This window comes from Oceaniovalibus sp. ACAM 378, assembly GCF_008085915.1.
In the GTDB taxonomy this organism is placed as follows: domain Bacteria; phylum Pseudomonadota; class Alphaproteobacteria; order Rhodobacterales; family Rhodobacteraceae; genus Oceaniglobus.
The window spans coordinates 52,138-71,239 of the sequence record NZ_VSJK01000013.1; the positions used below are offsets into that span (position 1 = coordinate 52,138).

The following is a 19,102-nucleotide window of genomic DNA, read 5'->3' on the forward strand; positions in this document are numbered from 1 at the left end:
CATACACCTGCCACGCCAGAGAGCGTGGACACCAAAATAATCCATTCCATCTGTCCTTCGGGGACACATTTCCGAAGCTGGTTTCTGCCTAGCTGTTCCGCGGCGCGATTGATGATCGCGCAATTCATGTCAACGCCACGTCAACCCGCATGCGCCTGTTTGGCGGGGTTTGAGACGTTGAAAACCGGTCGATGACGGGCGGTGCTGGAACGGAAAATGCGTGAAATCAGAGGCTTATCGCGTAAGTATTTGGTTTTCCTAAGTTGCTGGAATCGCTGGGGTTTCGGCTCATAACCTGAAGGTCGTAGGTTCAAATCCTACTCCCGCAACCAACTCAAATTGCGATTGACCCGCCCCTGTGGCGGGTTTTTTGCGTTTAAGGGAAACGCTAAGGATTCCAGCAAGATCGCCCCGTACATCGATCAGCATTTCGTCCTCGGTCGGCGTTAGGATGATCTCGTCGACAAGTGATCGCAGTATCTCAGTTGCGTCCAGTCTCTTCGCCTCGACTTCGTCCTGCAAGGATGTGTGAAGCTTCGTCACTTGAGCACGGTAGTATCCGGCCATCTCCGGGTGCAGCAGGGGTGGCGGTTCATCTGCATCGGCCAGGATGGCCTCCAGCTCCTTCTTCCGCTGTTCGAGACCCACCATCGTTTCATTGATGCGGTCCGCAGCACCTCCCTTCAGAATGAGATCGACCAATCTGTCCAACTCGCGATCGATGCGTTTCACTTCGGTCTCAGCTGCGGCAATCGCCGCCCGTCCATCCATGCGGAGGCGGTTCATCTCGCGCGTAAACTCGTCGCAGAATTCCTTGAACAAGGTCGGTTCCATGAGGTGATGGCGCAAGGCGCTCAGGACGCGTTCTTCAAGCCGATCACGACGAATATTCTTGCGGTTGTCGCAGGTCCCCTTGTTGCGGGCAGTTGCGCAGCCGACGAGATCGGTGGAAATCATCGTATAGCCGCCACCACAGCAGGCGCACTTGGTAAGGCCCGAAAAGAGGTACTTTGGACGTCTGCGGTCTCTGAAGTGGTTTTCGGTACTGCCGCCGCCTCGCTTCTGTTTGATTGCAAGCTGCCGCGCCTTAACGGCTTGCCACATCTCATCATCAACAATGCGGAGGTCAGGTACATCGTTGATAATCCATTCTTCCTCAGGATTGGGGCGCGCCTGCCGTCGTCCGGTGTCGGGGTCCTTGATGAATCTTTGACGGTTCCAAACCAATCGGCCTATGTACATCTCGTTATTCAGGATTCCTGTTCCACGCTTGGCATTGCCGTTGATCGTGCTGAAACCCCAATCGCCGCCGCTGGGCGCGCGGATGCCTTCTTGGTTCATCTCCGTGGCAATGCGTTTCGGTGACTTACCCGCCGCGTAGTCTCGATAGATCCGCCGGACCACCGATGCCTCATAATCGTTGATCTCGCGATCACCCCTGACGGGCTCACCATCAGGAGAGAATTGTTTGACAACATCATAGCCATATGAGTTTCCCCCGCCCGACTTGCCCATCTCGACACGCCCGCGAAGTCCGCGGCGCGTCTTGTCAGCAAGATCCTTCAAGAAAAGGGCGTTCATGGTGCCCTTGAGCCCTACATGCAGGTGGGTGACCTCTCCCTCGGAAAGGGTAACGATCTTTACGTCGGCATAAGCCATCCGCTTGTGGAAACCGGCGATATCTTCCTGATCTCGTGAGAGGCGGTCCATCGCCTCGGACAGAACGAGTTCGAAGCGACCTCGGTGGGCATCATCAATCAGCGCTTGAATGCCGGGCCTCAGTAGCGACGCACCCGACACAGCATGGTCGGAATACTCTTCGACGATGTTCCAGCCCTGCTTTTCCGCATGCAGTCGACAGACTCTGAATTGATCGGCGATCGACGCGTCCCGTTGGTTGTCGCTTGAGTAACGGGCATAAAGTGCGACTTTCATGACTTCGTCTCCTGAAGCATCAGGAGCGCGTTTGCCGACGATCTCCGGACTGCTTGCCATACCAATCTTGTGCCGCACGACGCGCGAGGAGACGGATCAGCTCGACCAGGCGCGGATCAGGTCCAGCGGCATCTTTTGATAGGACAAGTGAGCGATCAACGTCGTCGCTGTTCCTCGTCTTTCGATGTGCCAAACCTTTCGCCACTATACCGCTACGTCCTGTTGATGAAAGATAAAATCGAACAGATAGTCGCGAAGGTGGCGCAGTTAAGCAATGCGCCTTTGAGGGGAGCGGTGGCGTGCGGTTTGGGGTCGTCTGCTCGCTATGTCGAGAATTGGAGGGCAATTTCGCATTCAAACGTAGCGTAAATACTTGCTTACGGCGGCCAATTCTTTGGCACCAAATTTAACTTCCGCGTGATCGGGTGTTCAGAGTGGAGTGTCGGCCTCCGAAGCCGAAGGTCACTGGTTCGAATACAGTCGGGTGCACCATCTCTCAGTTTTTCAACGTTAGAACGTTCGTTGGGCCGTCAAAGGCCAGATCAAATCGCTCAGTCGGCATAACGTCCTAGAAGTGGTGGACTTCGGCTCGATGCCACTGCCGCTTCCATGGCCCACGCTGCCCTCGCGCGCCAGGATGCGCTTCTCCACGAAGAGCGTCGTCCACTTGTAACGGTTCACGAAGATCGATCAGGTCAACCAATTCCGGTCGCGCTGAATAGACGCCTCCTAGGATCACAACCTGTTTGGGGCGAATAACGTTGATGCATTGCTCAGCCGCCCTTCGAAGGTCTCTCAATTGAAGACTTGCCATGCAGCCTCGCGACATTGATGCAGAACTTCGAGTACGGGACGCTGCCGCATCCAGTCGATGCAGGCTGCTGCGAGCGCCTCCTTGCCTCAAAGTTGGGGGGCAAAGCGTCTACAAAAGGGGCACCTCAGAATGTCTAGGTTAAACCTTCCCATTGGTTTCTTGGCAGCGACAACGTTCAGGAACCATTGTCCCAAGCATTTGATGCAATCGAGTGCCTCGCAAAGTCAGTGAAATCGCGCGGCGGGCGGCCCATCGCGCGCTGAACGCCATCCGTGACATAGGCATTCCGACCGTCGAGCACCTCCTTGACCAGAATACTCATCAGCGAGATGATTTCGTCGGGCAATTGAGCCTTGCGCAGTGCGCTGAGGTAATCGTCGGGCGACATATCGACGTATAGGACAGGACGAGCGAGGCTGACTGCGATTTCCGCGACAGCCTCCCGAAAGGTGAGCAATCGGGGGCCCGTGACCTCATAGATCTGTCCGATGTGTCCATCGTCCAGCAGGGCTGATACCGCGACATCGGCGATATCGTCGGCATCGATGAAGGGCTCGGGGACGTCTCCGTTGGCAAAGACGACCTCTCCGGCGGCAACACCATCGCGGAACACACTTTCCGAGAAGTTTTGCATGAACCAACTGGCTCGGATGATTGTGCAGGCGGTATCGGACTCCATGAGCCGCGCTTCGGCGCGCTGTGCTTCAGGCTCTCCGCGCCCGGAGAGAAGCACAAGTCGCCGCACGCCTTCCCGTTTGGCGCGCTCGATTAAATCGGTGATTGCCTCGACAGCGCCCGGCAGGGCGATATCGGGTGCATAGGTGATGTAGGCAGCATCGGCGCCGGCCAGCGCAGGGCCCCATGTCTCCGACTGTGACCAGTCAAAGCGCCAGGCCCCGTTGCGGGAGGCGGAGCGAACTGTTACATCACGTGCCGTCAATCGTTCAACCACCCGTCGTCCGGTTTTCCCGGTTCCGCCAATCACCAGAACCGTCGGTTTAGCCTTTTCCATCAGATCCTCCATAAGTGAGTAAGTATCATATTTTCAAATGTGATAGATGCTCGTATAATTCTGGTCAAGAGATAAAATGAGGAAGGCTCACATTATGCCAGCGGTGAACAAAGACGACGCATCAGTCGAGCGGGGCACCGGGCAACTTACCCTCGTCCAGCAGCGCAGCCGGGACCGACAGGCCATGATCCTGGCCGAGGCGGCGCAGATCATTGCGGAGGTCGGAAGCGATGCGCTGAAAATGAACGCATTGGCTCAGCGGTGCGGCATCTCGATCGGATCGCTCTATCAGCACTTTCGGGACAAGGGGGCTGTTCTGTCTTCCATCGCCGAGCGCTATCACGCGGCCACGCGTGACTGTATCGACGAAGCGCTCGACAAGGCGACGGAATGGCAGGCATTCGCAAACGGGTTTGCCGGCTTGATCGATGACTACTACGGAATGTTCCTGGCCGAACCGGTGATCCGCGACGTGTGGTCCGGGATCGCTGCAGACAAACAGCTTCAAGCCCTGGAACTGCGCAGTTCCCGCGAGAACGGTGCCCATCTGGCACGGCACATTCTGCGTGTCACACCGGATGCAGATCCCGACGCTGTGCAGGAGGCCGCCTTTTTCGTGATGGCTCTGGGCGAATCCGTGATGCGCTTTGCCATCCTTTGCCCACCGGAAGAAGGACATCTCCATGTCGCGAGATACAGTGAAATGGCCCTGGCGGAACTCGCTCGCGCGGCAGGCGTGCCCATCAATCCGGCTAACCGGCGGTCAAGTGCTGAATGACATTGAGCGCAATATGCAGGTCATTGGACCACTGAAGGGCCAGCTCAATTCGAAAGCGGACACACATTACATCGCGTGCCCGGCAAAGACTGGAAGGTCATCCAGGATCTCGTACCAGGGTGCCTTGGAGGCGACAAAGATATGGCACGAGGGGCGGATCGATGGCGTGTCGGTCAGGCTGCCGAGATTGATGTGCGCATAGGTGCCCTCCATCACGATGGAATAAAGGAACGCGCCGCACTTGGCGCAATGCCCATCGTGATCGGTCGCTCCAAAGCGTTTGATCTTGGCCGCACCGTTGATGATGGCGAACCGATCGACGGCTATGCCAGCGAACGACTTGAAAGCAGCGCCCGTTTTGCGGCGGCAGTCAGTGCAGTGACAGTTGATCGCGTATGCGAACGCATCTTCGACCTGACAGGTGACGGCGCCGCAAACACACTGACCCCATAGCTTGCCGGTAACCGCCAATCGCGGATCGCTATTCATTCTGTCACGCTGCAAGTTTCTGGGCGACTTCCCATACATGGCCCGACGGATCAGCGAAAGCAGCGGTTCGGCGGCCCCAAGGTCGATCGGTAGGACCGTTCAACAATGTCACACCGCGCTTCGCCAGCATCTGGCAGTACAGATCGCAATCATCGACCAGGAGGGTGAAGAGGGTGCTGACACCGGCAGTGTTGCCGCGGGCAATTTGCGGGCTGACGAGCTCATCTGCCTCGGATAGCGCGAGGATGTTGACCATAATGCCGCCAAACTCGAAGACCGCCGACACATTGTCGTCAAACACAAGCGTAAGGCCCAGCGCCGAATGATAGAAATCACGACAGGCAGCGAACTTATCCGAGAACAGATTGACTGTTTCGAATACCTGTCTCACATTCATCGTCTTACCTCCGATTTGGCCCGCTACGGAATGAAAAGGATGGTCCTTTTGAGGCGAACTTAAGTGGATCGATAAACCAGCGCGATGGCACCGCCGGAAAAAGTCTTTGCACTGACGAGTTGCAAGTCCAATGGTTTTGATAATCCGGAAAACAGGGGAGCCCCCTTGCCAAGTGCAACTGGAGCAATCAGGAGCTGATACTCATCAATAAGACCGTGGGCCGCCAGATCCTGGGCAAGACTGGCACCCCCGAGAACCCTGATGTCCTTGCCGCGCTGCGCCTTGAGGCGCGCAACTTCCTCTGAGAGGTTTCCACTCACCACAATGGGATTGGACCAAGTGCCTTCACCCTCGACTATCGGCTCTGTCACATCGTAGGTTGACGCCTTTGCACTTATAGTTTCGGTCGAAGCCATAGTGGTTGCATGAGGGCTTTGTTGATCCGCGATGCCATTCTTGGTGAACACCACCTTTGGAATCTTGTTCATGGGTGGGGCAAAAGGCGTATTAGCATTGGGCCAGTAGTCCGCCATTTCAGAGAAAGAGCGGCGACCCATAGCAATGATGCCTGCCTGCCACAAATTTTCGACGATCCATTCGTCTGTAGAATCGTCCCCCGACTTGAAAATCCAGTCGACCTCCCCGTTGGGACCGCTAACAAAGCCGTCGACTGAAACAAACATCCCTAACACTAACTTTCTCATGACCACCTCTCATAGTTATCATTGCGGAACCCGGCAGATGACTGATCAGATTGCACCATAAGGTGCCTTGTCGTTAAGAAGGGGCGCGATCAGCATTGAATTCCGCCAACTGTGGGGCGAACACCAGCTTGTAGGCAGGCCGCAATTTTGCTCGGCGCTGATTGCAGTCTTACAAGCGCATTGGCTTCTGAGATGACCAACAGATTGATCTTGATGCCGCCAAATTCGAGCATTGCTGACACCTCCTCAAAAACCATCGGCAGGCTGAGGGACGACAAAAGTTTCCAGGCAAGACGCGAAGTTATCGGCGAACAGGGTGACTGTCTCGAAATTGGCCTTGCAAGCATCTTTCCTTCTCCATTCAAGCGGAGGGTCAAAAAATCTAGCCGAGTCTGAGCGCCAAGCTCCCATAGCCACACCTCCCAATCGCCGACGCGAAGCTCTGGTAACGATTTGAGCGTGGGACGAACCAATGACGGGCAATCAGTGACAAATATTATCCCGTAGTTTGATCGTTACGGTGGTTTGCAGCTTTTGCGGATCTGGCTCTTCGTCAGGACTATTATGATAAATTTCTAGACGATTTTCGAACCACTCGCCGCCATCGTTATGTTCGGAATCGAAGATAAGACCAGCCTGACGGGCCCACCCGATGAGGACGCCATTTACCGTCAATAGATTCTCATAGGGCCCAAAATATGTGGTTTCAGCATATCGGCCCGCCGGAAGAACGCCGCTCGTGAAGTCCTTAAAAGGCGCGATAGCGTGGTCGACCGGCACTCCGAATTCCATCTCAATATCGGGCATGTTGATTACATTATGCTTGAAGAAAACTGGCCCGGCTTCTTTCAGCTGGTTATTCTCGACGTGTAAGAAAAGGCGTTTCAGAATTGCGGGGATCTGATCGTCGAATGGAAGAGTGACGTCCGCCTTGAGCGCGACGTAGGTTACCGCAGGGCGGTCAACAATCCTAGGAACGGTTAGCATTAATTTTCCTCTTCAGTTTTGGGAGTTTATGATTTCAGGTCGCCACAAACTTTTGCGGCGGTGTACATGCCATTCACTTCCTTTACTGCACCGGGCACGTGCATGTTTCCTGTTAAACCCGTGTCGCGATCGGGCGAATTTTCGAAGTTGGTGATGGTTACTATTAGCCTTCTCCTGACAAATGTTCTTCCGTCTTTCGGGCTATCGTGACCCTGTCCTGATGCATCTCGATCAGAAAGGTCGCCACTGCTGGCGCGACGATCTGAGGCGCGGCCGAGTGGTCCGCGCCGGTGAGGACGGCAACGCGCGCGTCTGGGATCAATTGGCCCAGACGGTGGGCAGTTTCCTGAAAGAACACGGGGCTCTGGTCGCCGGTCAGAAGCAGTGTCGGCACTGGGACCCTTCGCGCAATATCCGCAGGCAGTCTGCCGCCAGTCGACACGCCCATGAGATCGAGGTCATTTGCCATGCTGGGGGCAGAGCGCAACCGTGCAGGGTCGGCAGCCATCGCTGCCGCCATTTCGTCAGGCACCCCCGATGCAGCTAAGAAGGCTTTGATTGCTTCGGCGTGACGACCAGCGTGCAGATGACCTTCAACCTCTGCAACATAGGTATCTTCGGCCTCAGGCGCATCCTCTGACGAGAACGGCGGCTCGTAGAGAATGAGGCTGTTGATTGGCAGGCCAGTGGCGGCGGCATGCAATGCCAACGCAGCTCCAGACGAATGGCCGAAAAGCGTTGGGCGGTTGCCTAAGGCCTCTATCAGCGCGGCAATGTCCTCGATTTCCTTCTTGACGGCGTAGGACTTCCCGTCGCCGCTATCGCCGCGTCCGCGCCGGTCGATCGCCATGGTCGTGAAGTGGTCCGTCAGCGCCTCGCTCAGCGCCGCCATCCCGCCGCGGTCGCTCAGAATGCCTCCGATGAGGATTATGGCGTGGCCGCTCCCGCTGCGCTCGAAAGCGATGGGGGTTCCGTCTCTAGAGATTACTTGTTCGGGCATGGGTTTCTCCTAACAAGGCGCGTCGCGCTAGTGGCTACGCAGAGGGATCTGTAAGTTCCAATAGTCGCCAGCATTTCGGTTCAGCCGAATCGAGTGGTGAGGAAGGTGATGAAAAGGCTGACCACGACTGCCTTGACCAACGCGTCTCCTGTGTGGATTGCGTAGAGCTTCGCCGGGTAGCCCTCGTGGACGACTGCGCCTGCAAGGCCTGCCGCTTGGAACCCGGCCCAGACAAGGAAGGCAAGGAGAAGGGCATGGGACAGGCTGTCGATCCCCGTCCAGCGGATCAGGATCGCCAGTCCCGCTGCCACTCCTAAGCAGCGCAGTGCCTCAAAAGCGACCGTCGACGCCTGTGGTGTCGCGGCTTCAGCGTAGGCGGGGCTTAGTGACGCGGCAGCCCCGCCGAAAAGTAATCCGTACCAAAGGGCTCCGACAACGAAAGCCAATACCGCGCCGGCCAACACGCTCCCAAGCCAGATCGTCATGGTTGATCTACTTCTGCACGAAATTCAGTATCATTCCGAGAGAAGAGCAATTCGATGTAGCGGCGCAGGTGGTCAACGCTCCCGATCGCGACATCAGCTGTGCCTTTGGCTTTTGCCATGACAAGGGCCCCTTGGATTACGGCTTGCACATGCAAAGCCAGGCTGGTGGCATCGTCTTCGTCACCCAGGCCATGGGCGCGAAACGCCTCAACCAGATCGGCCTCGATGATCCGCGCACCATCTGTAATGATTTCGTCACAGGCTCGGCGGATCGCATCGCTTGTCGAGTGGGCTTCTTGCACGAGTGTGCCGGCAAAACAGGTAAACTCAGCGATCTCACCAACAAGGAGAGATCTCCGCAGTTCGAGATAGGCCAAGATTCGATCGACCGGGTCGACCGGGTCACGCCATGGGATTGCGGCGAATATCTCGGAGGCCAGTGCGCCCCAGCGGTGTGTTGCCACAATACCCAACTCTTCCTTGGTCGCGAAGTGGTGAAAGAACGATCCTTTCGTAACTCCCGCAGCGCGACACAGATCTTCGACCGACGTGGCTGCAAAGCCGCGCTCGCGCACAAGTTTGATCGCCGCGAGAAGAAGTTTTTCGCGGGAGGAGAGTTTGGGTGTGGTATCAGTTTCATTCGCTGTCATGCCATCACCATACCGATCGGTATGGCGATGTGTCAATCACTCACTGATCGTGTTAATTGCCAAGCTGTTCAGGCGTTTTGGAAGTGCATTTGCCGAGGCTACCCGACCCTCAGATACGAGCCGATTGCTATGAAGCATTCCGGCCTTGTCAGTAGCGGTCATCGTACGCCGATTGCCAAGTGGAGATCGTTTGCAGATTTTTCGTCACTCGATGTAGCGTTTTGCGAACAATGCATCGGCGCGCAGCCGTTCGCCAAGATCTGGCCTGCCAACGCGTTCCATTTCGTCAGCGGCAATGTCTCTCTCTTGGATTTCAGTCAATAGGATCGCGTGCAACTGCTCCGGATCTAAAGTCAGTCGCTCGATCTCAGACGATCGTTCAAAGAAGCTATGTCGATCTTTCGACTCGGCGTCCGCCCGTATCGGCGGAGCTTCGGCATTATCGATCGCTGCCAAAAGTGCACCGATTAACTTGGCTTCATCCGTCCGACTGGCCTTCCTGGAATTGCGTAGGTCGAGCCGCATGCGGGCTTTCATTTCGTGTACGGCATCTCTCACCATATCCATCACCTCTGCGGCCACTTCTCGTTTCAATAAAGGTCCGTCCGGTGCTGCGCCATTCGGTCAGGCAAGCCGTTAGAAAACAATGGCAACTGTCTGGTTCGCACCGGGGTGAATCACCTAGTCGATGATTTCGCCAGTGCCTTCCGCTTTCATGCGGGCGAGCCCGTCCTTCATGCTTTTGACTTGTTCGGGCGTGTGTCCCTGCCACTTCGTCACTTCAGCAATGACCCTGAGGGGTTCACGCGAGCGGTAGGACATTGACGGATTGCCGGGAAATTTCTTGTCCGTAAGGTTAGGGTCGTCGACGATGGACCCAGTCGGCTCAACTAGGTAAATTCGCTCTGGTGCATCGCCAGCTGAAAGTTCCGCGCCCCAGATTGCAGTATCCATTGTAGACGTGAAATACACCCACGACAGTGGCTGTGTATCCGCAAAGTTTGACTGATAGCCTACCTGAATGAGGTCTCCGATTTTCAGGTTGGCCTTGGTTCCATGAAAGTATGTCTGTGCAAATACGTTTGGAGCGTTTGACATAATCCGTTTCCTTGTGTCTCAAGCGTCGCCGTGATCAGCCACTGAGTTGACCGTGACAATATGGTGTTGGTGCCAAGATTGGTTGAACCATTGCCGTCGCTGGGAACGTTGCCAATCAGCGCGCGTAAGCGCCCAAACCACTTCGTGCCATCCACGCGCGTCCATCCACCGCGGACCTTCGCGCTCGGCAACAATCTGCGCGCCAAACCAGCGGGAAATCTTCTCAACCCTTTCATTACCGCTGGCGGTCTCGCCAACAACCTGGTCCAGATTCAGACTATCGAACCCGAACTCGACCAGACATGCCGCCGCGTCCAGGGCAACGCGGTAGCGTCCCCAATCAGATGGAGCGAGCTCAATCCCAACCACAGCCGTTCCTGGATCTTCCAGCCGCACCCGCAGGCCTGCACACCCAATCAAGCGATCTGTGATGGTATCGAAGATTCCCAGCTGAAAATTTCTTCGATGAACTTCAGACTGCCAATCCATGAAAAGATTGAAAAGGCTCCTTGCTCGGTCGAGATCCTCTTCAAGATCGTAAAGGCGAAGGTATCGAGGGTCCATCTGATAGCCGACAAAGGCTGATTGATCGGCTAGTTCGAAGTCTCGAAGTATAATCCTGGGAGTAGAGATGAGCATGGGTTTTGTCTCGTGAAGAATTTTATTACAGTTCGAAAGGCCTTGGACAATGAGACGGCCGCCGTTCAAGCCTTGTAGAGTTGAATGCGCGTCCCACGTAAACGGCCTTGGTGAGGTCCACAAAGTCTGCACTCGAGTGGTGTTCGACGTCCTTGACGTTGCGGTCAGGAGCCTCGCCAAGCCGATGAACGAGTACAAACGGCGCGTCGCGCCCGCGTTGCTCAAAAGGGGCGTTCACCAAGGTACTGCGCCCGCTTTCGACCTTCTGCCAAGGAAGCGGGGCCATCGACAACGCCTCATATAGTTGACAAGTCAGGTTGCACCTCCTCGCCGACAAGGCGCCTTGCGTCGAGCCAGAAGTCCTAGAGAGATGAGAAGCGCGAGAGGGAATCCGCTCGGCGGCATCAGGAGGGTGCCAGTCACGGACCAGCCAACTATTGCGAAGATAACGGCGCGCGGTGCGGGCAATCCTCGATTGTCGATCCAGACCAGAAGGTAGCCGAGGCAGATGAAAGGCCAGGCGAAACTTCCAAAGGTGGACCAGAAGGCGAAGCCGCTGAGCATAAGCGGAGGTGACTGTTGAGCAACAGGCAGCCAATGATCAAAGGTCCACAGTGCTCCTCGACCCCAGCCCAAGGCATAGTTAGCAGCATCGCTGCCAAGAACGAGGAAATGAAGCACACCCAATGCTATCAGGGCGAAGCATGACACTCTGTACATTATGCGTGTCTCTCCGCATCGACAGCTTCAATCCCAAGACAATTTTCAGTCATCCATCCATTCCTTCGTCTGCTGAAGAGCCTGCCAGTTTTTAGTTCAACAGCCTTGCAAGGCTGGTAAAGTCTGCACTCCAGTCTTGCTCCACTTCCTCGACGATGCGGTCGGGCACCACGCCAAGCCTATGTACAAGCGTGAGAAACGTCCCGCCGTCCCGCGGCTCTATGGTGACGTCTACGACCGTATCGCGGTCGCGCCCGACCACCTGCCAGGTCAGGACAAGACGTGCGGGTCGGGAGATCTCGACGAAGGTCCCCGTATAGATGACGGGCGAACCGTCGCGCGACAGCTTGAATGTGAAGCTGCCACCGACCCGCGCGTCAAGCTGGATATCCTCGGCGCGCTGTTCGCGGTAGCCGGGGTCAAACATCCACTGTGCGATGAGGTCGGGATCGAGCCACGCGTCGAACACGTCTTCGGGTGCGGCGTCGAAGAAGTAGGTCACATGAGCTGATCTATGCGGGTCGGCAATCATACGGCTATCTACCGGATCGCATCTTCTGGGGGATGCTCAGCGAACCACTCAACGATCTTGGGCATATTCGCCTCGAACGCGCCCGGGGCAAAGATATTCAGGACACCGGCGCGGTCCTGGCTCCGGTTTTCGAAATCATGCTGAACGCCCGCCGGGACGAAGATGAAGCTGCCCTTGTTCGCGTCGCGCCAAGCATCGCCGACGAGAAAGCTCATCGTGCCGTCAAGCACATAGAAAATTTCGTTCCCGTGGTCGTGGGAATGCGCCCCGACACCTTTCGTATTCGCCTCCATCCACCATTCGGAGACCGAACACTGGTTGGCTGTCTCTTCGCCATCGGCTTTGAAGATCGCCGTGATGCGGCCCATGTCGTACGAACGCCCCTCGTTCGCGTCGAGGACAACCGGTTTTCCGGTTTGTAGTGTGTTCATGTCCGGCACCTCCCTTCATGGTCCGCAGACCGTCTTCCGCTAACCTTTCGCAAATCAATCATCAGGCATCACCGAAGATCCTCCGATCTCGCGGCATTTGAGATCGATCACCCGCCATGCCAGACGACTGGGTGACCCGCCAAAGCGTTCAACTTCCTCGTCCACGCAACGTTGAGATCGTGACCCGTCGTCTCTCGCCCGGAGAGCTCTGTCGAGAACCAGGATGTCTCGAAGGTCCTGCGGCGTAAGTTGGCCAAGCTGAATTCGTCCTTGCAACAAGGCTTCATAGTTCGCGCGGGCGCGATCGATCCGGGTTGAATCAGGTGCAGTGGCTCCCACGAGCGCCAATCCCGCCAACAGCATGAGAACGGTCGTGAAGGCTGATTTCATCCAGCGGGTTTCAAGAACTCGTGGAAAGGATATCATGTTGACCGTCATGTGCCTTCCGCCTTCTTCTTTTTGAGGAGGGCATCGAGGGCTGCAAAGCGTGTGAGCCAGAACGACTTTGTTTCCTCGATCCACGCAGCGACTTCGTCGAGCCCGTTCGGATTGAGCGACAAAACATGCTCCCGGCCGACCCTCTCGCGCTTGACCAGTTCGGCACGTTCTAACAGGCGGATGTGCTTGGAGACCGAGTTCAGCGAGATGGGAAACGGCTCCGCGATCTCGGTGACGCGCGCCTCACCCTCATTCAGCCGCGCTAGGATGGCGCGCCGCGTCGGATCAGCCAGAGCGATGAAGGTCTGGTCCAGCGATCCTTCCTTGAGGTTCATGTCGTCACGCCTCGTGATCGTTTCATGGTCTCGTAGCTACCTTTCTAGCTTTAATCTGCGTCACAACCGTCAGTCGCGCTGCTGCGATTTCACCATCCACCTCGGTCACGGTCATCCAGATGGCACGGCTTGCCGCCAACGATCTTGACTGTCGCATGATATATTCATACTTATGGATGAATATAGGTCAAGCCTGAAATCGCTCTGACCACTCGCTCCCTTCGCGCCTGGCTCAGAGGGTATGAGGGGCAGTGATCCAAGAAAGCCATACGCGGCTGAGAGAAGATATGTGACGGAAAAGGTGCAGATAGGGTGGTTCTTGAACTGAGACATCTGCGATACGTTATAGCGGCCGCGGAGCATCACAGTTTCCGGCGCGCAGCAAGTGCTATCGGAGTTCATCAATCCGCGATCAGTCGGCGCATTCGCAATCTCGAAGACGAGCTTGGAACCTCATTGTTCAACCGCCATTCGGGCGGAGTTGAATTGACCTATGCTGGCCGAAATTTTCTCGATCACGCCAGGCGGGCGATGGGCCAGATCGATCGCGCCGCAAAACTGGCCGACTCGTTCGGATCCGGCAGTGTCGGCATGATCCGTTTCGGCATATTCTCTTCCCTGTCATCCGGGTTTCTCGCCAACCTCTTGCGCGCCTATGAGCACCAGAACGCTAGTGTCCGCCTCGAGTTCGTCGAAGGGGCACCGGCGGAACACATCGCGGCGATCCGCCATTATCAACTCGATATTGCCTTTCTGACCTGCACGGCGGCGCCACCCTATTGTGACAGCGAGCATCTTTGGACCGAACGGGTCTATGTCGTTCTGCCTGAAGCCGATGATTTGGCCAGAAAGGCCGAGATCGGCTGGCAGGATCTGTACGAAAGGCGCTTTATCGTCAGCAGGATGGATCCCGGTCCCGAGATACACGACTATCTGGTCAAACATCTGGCGCGGCTTGGTCACCGCCCAAGTGTCGAATATTGCGCGGTCGGACGTGACAATCTGATGCAGCTCGTGTCCTTTGGAAAGGGTCTCACACTGACCAGTGAGGCGACGACGGGCACATCGTTTCCGGGCGTCGTCTACAGGTTGCTATCTGGGGAAGTACTGCCGTTCTGCGCAGTCTGGGCGCCGCAGAATGACAATCCGGCCCTGCGCCGATTGCTCAGCTTGGCGAGGGTGATGGCGCGGCGCGCTGGCCGATGTGACAGCACAACTAGCACTCTTACTGCGGGGCCGATGGCGTAGACGCACCGGTCCGTGTGGCAGGTGTTTGGCGCGCCTTGGCAAAGCCGCGATCGGTCGCCATGAACCGCTCGACCATGGGCGCGATCAATTTGGCCGGTTCTTTGACCGGTTGTCCGGTTTCAAGGCCCAGCACTTCGGCATAGGCGACGAGATCACGGTGCACGGCGGCAGCCAATTCGACTGTCACCTTCACCGGTTTGTCGTCGACAAGAGCGCCAAGTTTCAGCTTGGTCATTACAGACCCCTTTGTGGTTCGAGGATCAGATCGCGGGTCACGATGACGCGCACCGGGAAACCCGGACGAATGGTGAGCGTCGGCGCGCGCCCGACCTGGCGGCGCACGATCTCCTCGCCGGCATCGCCGATCGTGTCCTGCGCGCCGTCGCGGATGGCTGCGGCGATCTCGTTGCTGTCATCGGTGGCGAGTTCCGCCCCGATGTTCAGCAAGGACGACAGTGCGGCGGCTTTGGCGAGATCCCACCAATGATGGTCGACGCCATCCTCAAGCCCGGCATAGCCGCCGCCATCCGCGCCCGGCAGTCGTTCGAGCACGATCGAGTGGCCATTGGGCAGGATGAGACGGTTCCAGACCAGCAAGACGCGACGCTGACCGAAGCCCACCCCATTGTCATATTCGCCAATGAGACGTGTGCCTTGCGGCAGGAGCAGATAGCGCCCGGATGGGCTGTCATAGACGTTCTGCGTGACCTGGGCTGTGATCTGGCCCGGTAGATCGGAGCGAATGCCGGTGACGAGGGCAGCTGGAATGACCGCGCCGGCCTGAAGCACGTAGGGAGAAGCGGGTGGAGAGACGCGGTCGGGTGAAACGATACGGCGATCTACCGGGGCATTGAGGAATGCCAACTGTTGTTCCCGCGCGCTTGGGCCGCGCTGCTCTCCCGGAAACGCTGGCGGATATCCTCCCGCGAGATCGACACCAGTGCTGGTCGGTATCGGTGGTGTTCGACCGCCTTGGGCGTTGAAGAACAGCTCGCTGGTTCGCGCGGCCTCCATTTCCGCCAGCCTTAGTTGTTCTTCCGGATCGGGCCCGGGAACGACCGTGGCGGGCACGGGGCGGCCCTCTTCCTGCGCGCGTCGGATCGGGCGACCGAGATCGCCAGGGAGCGCCGGTCCAAGTTGCGGGATACCGCTGTAGTCGGATGGCAGGCGGCGCAACTCGTCGGCCGTCGGTCGGTTTTCGGTGGTGAACAATTCGTTCGGGCCGTCTATGCCCTGCCGACCCTGAAGGGCGAAGATCAGAGCGCCACCGATGCAGAGGCTGGTTACAATTGCGAGACCGGCCAGCACCTTTCGCGACAGGCGCACGACACGGGGCGGATCAGACCGCAACCGAAACGGATCGGTTCTGTCCGTCCGGCTTGCTGTGGTGTCAGCATCTGCGCCGGGGGCGAGTTTTTCAGTTTCATCGGTCATTGTGTCGGGCCTCCAGTGTCGCAACGGTCCGGTTACGACGCACGCCATCGGTTCGGACGATGCGGACCATCTGCTGGTTGTCCCCGCCAAGGCGCAGCTCGGCCGCCGCAAACAATTGATCGACGATGAGGACGTTCTGATAAATGCGGGTATTGACGATCTGTGTTTCCCCCGCGGCGCTGATGACGAAGAGCGGCGGCATCTCGCCTTGAACGATCCCGCGCGGGAAGACGATGTAGACCCTGCGGCCATCGTCGAACACCGATTGTGGCCGCCAGGGCGGTGTGCCGCCCTCAAGGCCATAGCGATACCGTCGCTGCGCTGCCGGTGGGATGGTCGGTTGGGTGACAGCAGGTGGTCGTGTCTGCGACCGCATCTGCGGATAGGACCAGGCGACCGAGGGCATATAGGTGTCTTCATCAGCGCGCAGTTCGATCAGATAGGTGCGCCGGTCGGTGCTGATGACGAGGTTGGTCGTGATGTCGGGGCGGGTCGGTTTCACGAGGATGTGGACGCGCCGCTCGCGCCCATTGCCACTTTCAGTATCGCCGATGATCCAGCGGGCAGTGTCGCCGGCAGCAATGGGCCCGGCTCCGGTCAATTGCTCACCCGGTTCGAGCGTAATGTTGGTGATCTGCCCCGGTGACGCGTAGATCTGATATAGTGCGCCCTCGCTATAGGGGAACACCTGGATCGCGTTATAGTAGCCTTCGCGGCGTGGCTCGACACGTGCGGCCGCATTGGCGTTGACCACGCGGGCTTCCGGTGTGCCTGCCGCATCGCCGCCGCGCGAGGGCGTCCAGGCGGGAGGTATGTGCACCGGTCTGGGGGCCTCTTCGACCACGGGTGGTGGCGGCACGGGAAGCGAGGGCACATCGCTGTCATAGCTGATCTCCGGCGGCGTGTAGGTCGCACATCCGGACAGCAGCAGCGCCGTGACCATGGCGAGCGGGAGTGTGGGAGATGCATGTCTCATTCCTGAAGCTCCCGTGACCAGTTTATGGCATGGACGTAGATGCCGAGCGGATTCTGGCGGAGCCGCTCGGCGGTCCGCGGTGGCTGGACCGAAATTGTCAGGATCGCGGTCCAGCGTTCCGTGCCTGCGAGACTGCCGTCCTGATAGCGCCGCTCGGTCCAGGCGATGCGGAAACTGTCAGGTGAGGCGCGGATGACGCTGGAGACATCGACGGAGATCTGTGTCTCGCCGACCTTGGCGAAGGGATCATTGGCGCGCGCATAATCATTGAGCGCGAGCGCGCCGCGGTCGGTGGTGAAGTCATAGGCGCGGAGCCAGTTCTGGCGCACGATCACCGGGTCGGCGGCGATTGAGCGGACCTGTTCGATAAAGCGCGCCAGATGGAAGGCGATCTGTGGATCGGTAGGGCGGTAATCGGCAGTGGCTGGCGCGACCGTTTGTGCTTCTCCCAGAGCGTCGACCTCCACGACCCACGGCTGGATCGTGCCGCGCGCCGATTGCCAGACGAGACCGCCAGCGAGCCCAGCAGCTAGGAACAATGCACCGAAGGCCATCAAGCGCCAGTTCTTGGCCTGCAGGCGGGCGGAACCGATCCGCTCGTCCCAGACCTGTGCGGCCTTCTGATAGGGGGTCTCGGGCTCCGGCGTCTTGCTGTAATGGAGGGAGGGTCGTTTGAACATCAGCTGTCCCTTTCGGAAAGATTGACGGACGCACCGCCGCCGTGGCTGTCGCCGGAGCGAACGGCATGCGCGGCGGCGGTCGCTCCGTGGTGGAGGGATTGGGAACGTTTCATCCGGGTTGCCCAGGCGGGCTGACTGGACGATGGGCTGGTCGCGCCCATGTCGGCAGCGCCGCCCTTGATGCTCCCGCCGCTCGCCTCGATCGCGGCGCGTGCACCGCCGCGTGCGCTGTCGCGCATCGCGCCGGCCATCTTCTTCAGGGGACTTGCCGCAACACCGGCACCGGCTCTGGCAACCCCGCCCAGCCCGCCCACCACACTGGCGGCACCGCTCTTTCCGGTCGAGCCGAGGCTATAGGCGGCAGAGGTTCCGCCTGTCATCGCCGCGCCGCCGCGCGCGCCTGCGACCACACCGCGAGCCGCGGCACCTCCCGCCATCCCCGTTCCGGCCACACCGGCGGCGGTCACGCCGGCGGCTGCCAGCCCGGTTCCGATGGCCGCACCTGCGCCGAGTTGCGGGCCGCCGGAGATCAGGCCGTTGGCGATGCCGGGACCGAAGATGCCCAAGCCCAGCAACGACAGTGCCGCCAGCACGATCGCCATGGCATCCTCGATATTGGGCTGCTCACCGCCAAAGCCTGCGGTGAACTCGGCGAAAAGCGTCGAGCCGATACCGATGATGACGGCGAGTACGAGTATTTTGACGCCGGAGGAGACGACATTGCCGAGCACGCGTTCAGCCAGAAACGCGGTCTTGCCGAAGAGGCCGAACGGGATGAGCACGAAGCCCGCAAGCGTCGTCAGCTTGAACTCGATCAGCGTGATGAAGAGCTGGATGGCCAGGAGGAAGAAGGCAAGCAGCACCATGGCCCAGGCGAACATCAGCACGATGATCTGGATGAAGTTCTCGAAGAAGCTGACATAGCCCATCAGATCGGAGATGGAGTCGAGGATCGGACGTCCGGCATCGAGACCGACCTGCGCAACCCGGCCCGGGCGCAGCAGGTCGGCCGTGGTGAATCCGGTGCCAGTCGCCTGCAGGCCGAGCCCCGCGAAACTCTCGAAGACGATCCGGGCCAGGAAATTCCAGTTGGAGATGATATAGGCGAAGATGCCGATGAAGAGCGTCTTCTTGACGAGCCTCGCGAGGATGTCGTCGTCTGCACCCCAGGCCCAGAATAGCGCCGCCAAGGTCACATCGATGACGATCAACGTGGTGGCCAAAAACGCGACCTCACCGCCGAGCAAACCGAAACCACTGTCGATGTAGCGGGTGAAGACTTCCAGAAAACGATCGATGACGCCGGTGCCGCCCATGATG

The 19,102-nt window shown here is 58.2% G+C and carries 25 protein-coding genes and 1 pseudogene; 3 read left to right on the plus strand and 23 right to left on the minus strand.

The features are described from left to right. Positions 1-288: 288 nt before the first annotated feature. Positions 289-1,935, minus strand: coding sequence for a recombinase family protein (locus FQ320_RS17385; RefSeq protein ID WP_148474533.1), 1,647 nt, complete (start codon positions 1,933-1,935; stop codon positions 289-291). Positions 1,936-2,924: 989 nt separating this feature from the next. Beyond that, positions 2,925-3,761, minus strand: a complete 837-nt coding sequence (locus tag FQ320_RS17390; protein WP_148474534.1) for an NAD(P)H-binding protein — start codon at positions 3,759-3,761, stop codon at positions 2,925-2,927. A gap of 184 nt (positions 3,762-3,945) precedes the next feature. On the opposite strand from FQ320_RS17390, the gene FQ320_RS17395 reads away from it, so the two are divergent. Next, positions 3,946-4,539 (plus strand): TetR/AcrR family transcriptional regulator, encoded by a 594-nt coding sequence (locus FQ320_RS17395; protein ID WP_187393940.1) that lies wholly within the window; start codon positions 3,946-3,948, stop codon positions 4,537-4,539. Positions 4,540-4,605: 66 nt separating this feature from the next. Here FQ320_RS17395 and FQ320_RS17400 read toward each other — a convergent pair whose 3' ends face one another. The 16 genes from FQ320_RS17400 to FQ320_RS17465 all read right to left on the minus strand — a co-directional run bounded on the left by FQ320_RS17400 (position 4,606) and on the right by FQ320_RS17465 (position 13,444). Further along, positions 4,606-5,028: a GFA family protein gene (locus FQ320_RS17400; protein WP_148474538.1), complete on the minus strand. Its 423-nt coding sequence runs from the start codon at positions 5,026-5,028 to the stop codon at positions 4,606-4,608. 4 nt (positions 5,029-5,032) lie between these two features. Further along, positions 5,033-5,425, minus strand: coding sequence for a VOC family protein (locus FQ320_RS17405; protein WP_148474540.1), 393 nt, complete (start codon positions 5,423-5,425; stop codon positions 5,033-5,035). Positions 5,426-5,484: 59 nt separating this feature from the next. After that, positions 5,485-6,129 carry a dihydrofolate reductase family protein gene (locus tag FQ320_RS17410; RefSeq protein ID WP_148474542.1) on the minus strand — a complete coding sequence of 215 codons (645 nt, stop codon included), beginning with the start codon at positions 6,127-6,129 and terminating at the stop codon, positions 5,485-5,487. Positions 6,130-6,218: 89 nt separating this feature from the next. After that, positions 6,219-6,362 (minus strand): hypothetical protein, encoded by a 144-nt coding sequence (locus tag FQ320_RS25740; RefSeq protein ID WP_187393941.1) that lies wholly within the window; start codon positions 6,360-6,362, stop codon positions 6,219-6,221. A gap of 250 nt (positions 6,363-6,612) precedes the next feature. Beyond that, the gene (locus tag FQ320_RS17415) at positions 6,613-7,116 is read right to left on the minus strand and encodes a GyrI-like domain-containing protein (RefSeq protein ID WP_148474544.1); all 504 of its coding nucleotides are present in this window, start codon (positions 7,114-7,116) and stop codon (positions 6,613-6,615) included. A 163-nt stretch (positions 7,117-7,279) separates the two neighbouring features. After that, positions 7,280-8,116: an alpha/beta fold hydrolase gene (locus tag FQ320_RS17420; protein WP_148474546.1), complete on the minus strand. Its 837-nt coding sequence runs from the start codon at positions 8,114-8,116 to the stop codon at positions 7,280-7,282. 80 nt (positions 8,117-8,196) lie between these two features. Then, on the minus strand, positions 8,197-8,601 hold the full coding sequence (locus tag FQ320_RS17425; RefSeq protein WP_148474548.1) for a DUF1761 domain-containing protein: 405 nt from the start codon (positions 8,599-8,601) through the stop codon (positions 8,197-8,199). Beyond that, positions 8,598-9,251, minus strand: coding sequence for a TetR/AcrR family transcriptional regulator (locus tag FQ320_RS17430; RefSeq protein ID WP_148474550.1), 654 nt, complete (start codon positions 9,249-9,251; stop codon positions 8,598-8,600). Before FQ320_RS17430 ends, FQ320_RS17425 begins: the two co-directional genes overlap by 4 nt. A gap of 204 nt (positions 9,252-9,455) precedes the next feature. Further along, a complete protein-coding gene (locus FQ320_RS17435; protein WP_148474552.1) occupies positions 9,456-9,845 on the minus strand; it encodes a hypothetical protein in 390 nt (129 codons plus the stop codon). Between the two features lie 87 nt (positions 9,846-9,932). Then, a complete protein-coding gene (gene arr / locus FQ320_RS17440; RefSeq protein WP_148474554.1) occupies positions 9,933-10,349 on the minus strand; it encodes an NAD(+)--rifampin ADP-ribosyltransferase in 417 nt (138 codons plus the stop codon). 18 nt (positions 10,350-10,367) lie between these two features. Further along, positions 10,368-10,988, minus strand: coding sequence for a GNAT family N-acetyltransferase (locus FQ320_RS17445; protein WP_148474556.1), 621 nt, complete (start codon positions 10,986-10,988; stop codon positions 10,368-10,370). Between the two features lie 312 nt (positions 10,989-11,300). Beyond that, positions 11,301-11,708, minus strand: coding sequence for a DUF6463 family protein (locus tag FQ320_RS26875; RefSeq protein ID WP_222861628.1), 408 nt, complete (start codon positions 11,706-11,708; stop codon positions 11,301-11,303). Between the two features lie 91 nt (positions 11,709-11,799). Then, positions 11,800-12,210, minus strand: a complete 411-nt coding sequence (locus tag FQ320_RS17450; RefSeq protein WP_187393942.1) for an SRPBCC family protein — start codon at positions 12,208-12,210, stop codon at positions 11,800-11,802. Between the two features lie 38 nt (positions 12,211-12,248). Continuing rightward, the gene (locus FQ320_RS17455; protein WP_222861629.1) at positions 12,249-12,671 is read right to left on the minus strand and encodes a cupin domain-containing protein; all 423 of its coding nucleotides are present in this window, start codon (positions 12,669-12,671) and stop codon (positions 12,249-12,251) included. 54 nt (positions 12,672-12,725) lie between these two features. Then, complete coding sequence (locus tag FQ320_RS17460; RefSeq protein WP_148474560.1) at positions 12,726-13,109, minus strand: hypothetical protein; 384 nt, start codon at positions 13,107-13,109, stop codon at positions 12,726-12,728. Next, positions 13,106-13,444: a helix-turn-helix transcriptional regulator gene (locus FQ320_RS17465; protein WP_148474562.1), complete on the minus strand. Its 339-nt coding sequence runs from the start codon at positions 13,442-13,444 to the stop codon at positions 13,106-13,108. Before FQ320_RS17465 ends, FQ320_RS17460 begins: the two co-directional genes overlap by 4 nt. A 312-nt stretch (positions 13,445-13,756) precedes the next feature. On the opposite strand from FQ320_RS17465, the pseudogene FQ320_RS26510 reads away from it, so the two are divergent. Then, a pseudogene (locus tag FQ320_RS26510) lies at positions 13,757-13,936 on the plus strand (LysR family transcriptional regulator); the annotation flags it as partial. 39 nt (positions 13,937-13,975) lie between these two features. After that, positions 13,976-14,692, plus strand: a complete 717-nt coding sequence (locus FQ320_RS17470; RefSeq protein ID WP_255509588.1) for a LysR family substrate-binding domain-containing protein — start codon at positions 13,976-13,978, stop codon at positions 14,690-14,692. Here the strand turns inward: FQ320_RS17470 and FQ320_RS17475 are convergent. From FQ320_RS17475 to trbL, 5 genes are read right to left on the minus strand one after another with little or no spacing between them, the layout of a single operon-like run. Continuing rightward, positions 14,670-14,927, minus strand: coding sequence for a DUF2274 domain-containing protein (locus tag FQ320_RS17475; protein WP_148474566.1), 258 nt, complete (start codon positions 14,925-14,927; stop codon positions 14,670-14,672). The two genes, FQ320_RS17470 and FQ320_RS17475, sit on opposite strands and share 23 nt — an antisense overlap. Next, a complete protein-coding gene (locus tag FQ320_RS17480) occupies positions 14,927-16,126 on the minus strand; it encodes a TrbI/VirB10 family protein (RefSeq protein WP_148474568.1) in 1,200 nt (399 codons plus the stop codon). The genes FQ320_RS17475 and FQ320_RS17480 overlap by 1 nt, the downstream gene beginning before the upstream one ends. After that, a complete protein-coding gene (gene trbG / locus FQ320_RS17485; protein WP_148474570.1) occupies positions 16,116-17,102 on the minus strand; it encodes a P-type conjugative transfer protein TrbG in 987 nt (328 codons plus the stop codon). Before trbG ends, FQ320_RS17480 begins: the two co-directional genes overlap by 11 nt. Beyond that, positions 17,099-17,782, minus strand: a complete 684-nt coding sequence (gene trbF, locus FQ320_RS17490; RefSeq protein ID WP_148474572.1) for a conjugal transfer protein TrbF — start codon at positions 17,780-17,782, stop codon at positions 17,099-17,101. The genes trbG and trbF overlap by 4 nt, the downstream gene beginning before the upstream one ends. Beyond that, positions 17,782-19,098, minus strand: a complete 1,317-nt coding sequence (trbL, locus tag FQ320_RS17495) for a P-type conjugative transfer protein TrbL (RefSeq protein WP_148474574.1) — start codon at positions 19,096-19,098, stop codon at positions 17,782-17,784. The genes trbF and trbL overlap by 1 nt, the downstream gene beginning before the upstream one ends. Positions 19,099-19,102 lie beyond the last annotated feature (4 nt).

Coding starts and splice junctions, on each gene's coding strand:
- FQ320_RS25740 (WP_187393941.1), bottom strand. CDS start 6,362: ATGCTCGAATTTGGCGGCATCAAGATCAATCTGTTGGTCATCTCAGAA.
- trbL (WP_148474574.1), bottom strand. CDS start 19,098: ATGGGCGGCACCGGCGTCATCGATCGTTTTCTGGAAGTCTTCACCCGC.
- FQ320_RS17405 (WP_148474540.1), bottom strand. CDS start 5,425: ATGAATGTGAGACAGGTATTCGAAACAGTCAATCTGTTCTCGGATAAG.
- FQ320_RS17455 (WP_222861629.1), bottom strand. CDS start 12,671: ATGAACACACTACAAACCGGAAAACCGGTTGTCCTCGACGCGAACGAG.
- FQ320_RS17400 (WP_148474538.1), bottom strand. CDS start 5,028: ATGAATAGCGATCCGCGATTGGCGGTTACCGGCAAGCTATGGGGTCAG.
- arr (WP_148474554.1), bottom strand. CDS start 10,349: ATGTCAAACGCTCCAAACGTATTTGCACAGACATACTTTCATGGAACC.
- FQ320_RS17445 (WP_148474556.1), bottom strand. CDS start 10,988: ATGCTCATCTCTACTCCCAGGATTATACTTCGAGACTTCGAACTAGCC.
- trbG (WP_148474570.1), bottom strand. CDS start 17,102: ATGAGACATGCATCTCCCACACTCCCGCTCGCCATGGTCACGGCGCTG.
- FQ320_RS17480 (WP_148474568.1), bottom strand. CDS start 16,126: ATGACCGATGAAACTGAAAAACTCGCCCCCGGCGCAGATGCTGACACC.
- FQ320_RS17420 (WP_148474546.1), bottom strand. CDS start 8,116: ATGCCCGAACAAGTAATCTCTAGAGACGGAACCCCCATCGCTTTCGAG.
- trbF (WP_148474572.1), bottom strand. CDS start 17,782: ATGTTCAAACGACCCTCCCTCCATTACAGCAAGACGCCGGAGCCCGAG.
- FQ320_RS17410 (WP_148474542.1), bottom strand. CDS start 6,129: ATGAGAAAGTTAGTGTTAGGGATGTTTGTTTCAGTCGACGGCTTTGTT.
- FQ320_RS17425 (WP_148474548.1), bottom strand. CDS start 8,601: ATGACGATCTGGCTTGGGAGCGTGTTGGCCGGCGCGGTATTGGCTTTC.
- FQ320_RS17460 (WP_148474560.1), bottom strand. CDS start 13,109: ATGACGGTCAACATGATATCCTTTCCACGAGTTCTTGAAACCCGCTGG.
- FQ320_RS17385 (WP_148474533.1), bottom strand. CDS start 1,935: ATGAAAGTCGCACTTTATGCCCGTTACTCAAGCGACAACCAACGGGAC.
- FQ320_RS17475 (WP_148474566.1), bottom strand. CDS start 14,927: ATGACCAAGCTGAAACTTGGCGCTCTTGTCGACGACAAACCGGTGAAG.
- FQ320_RS17415 (WP_148474544.1), bottom strand. CDS start 7,116: ATGCTAACCGTTCCTAGGATTGTTGACCGCCCTGCGGTAACCTACGTC.
- FQ320_RS17390 (WP_148474534.1), bottom strand. CDS start 3,761: ATGGAAAAGGCTAAACCGACGGTTCTGGTGATTGGCGGAACCGGGAAA.
- FQ320_RS17470 (WP_255509588.1), top strand. CDS start 13,976: ATGGGCCAGATCGATCGCGCCGCAAAACTGGCCGACTCGTTCGGATCC.
- FQ320_RS17465 (WP_148474562.1), bottom strand. CDS start 13,444: ATGAACCTCAAGGAAGGATCGCTGGACCAGACCTTCATCGCTCTGGCT.
- FQ320_RS17395 (WP_187393940.1), top strand. CDS start 3,946: ATGATCCTGGCCGAGGCGGCGCAGATCATTGCGGAGGTCGGAAGCGAT.
- FQ320_RS26875 (WP_222861628.1), bottom strand. CDS start 11,708: ATGTACAGAGTGTCATGCTTCGCCCTGATAGCATTGGGTGTGCTTCAT.
- FQ320_RS17430 (WP_148474550.1), bottom strand. CDS start 9,251: ATGACAGCGAATGAAACTGATACCACACCCAAACTCTCCTCCCGCGAA.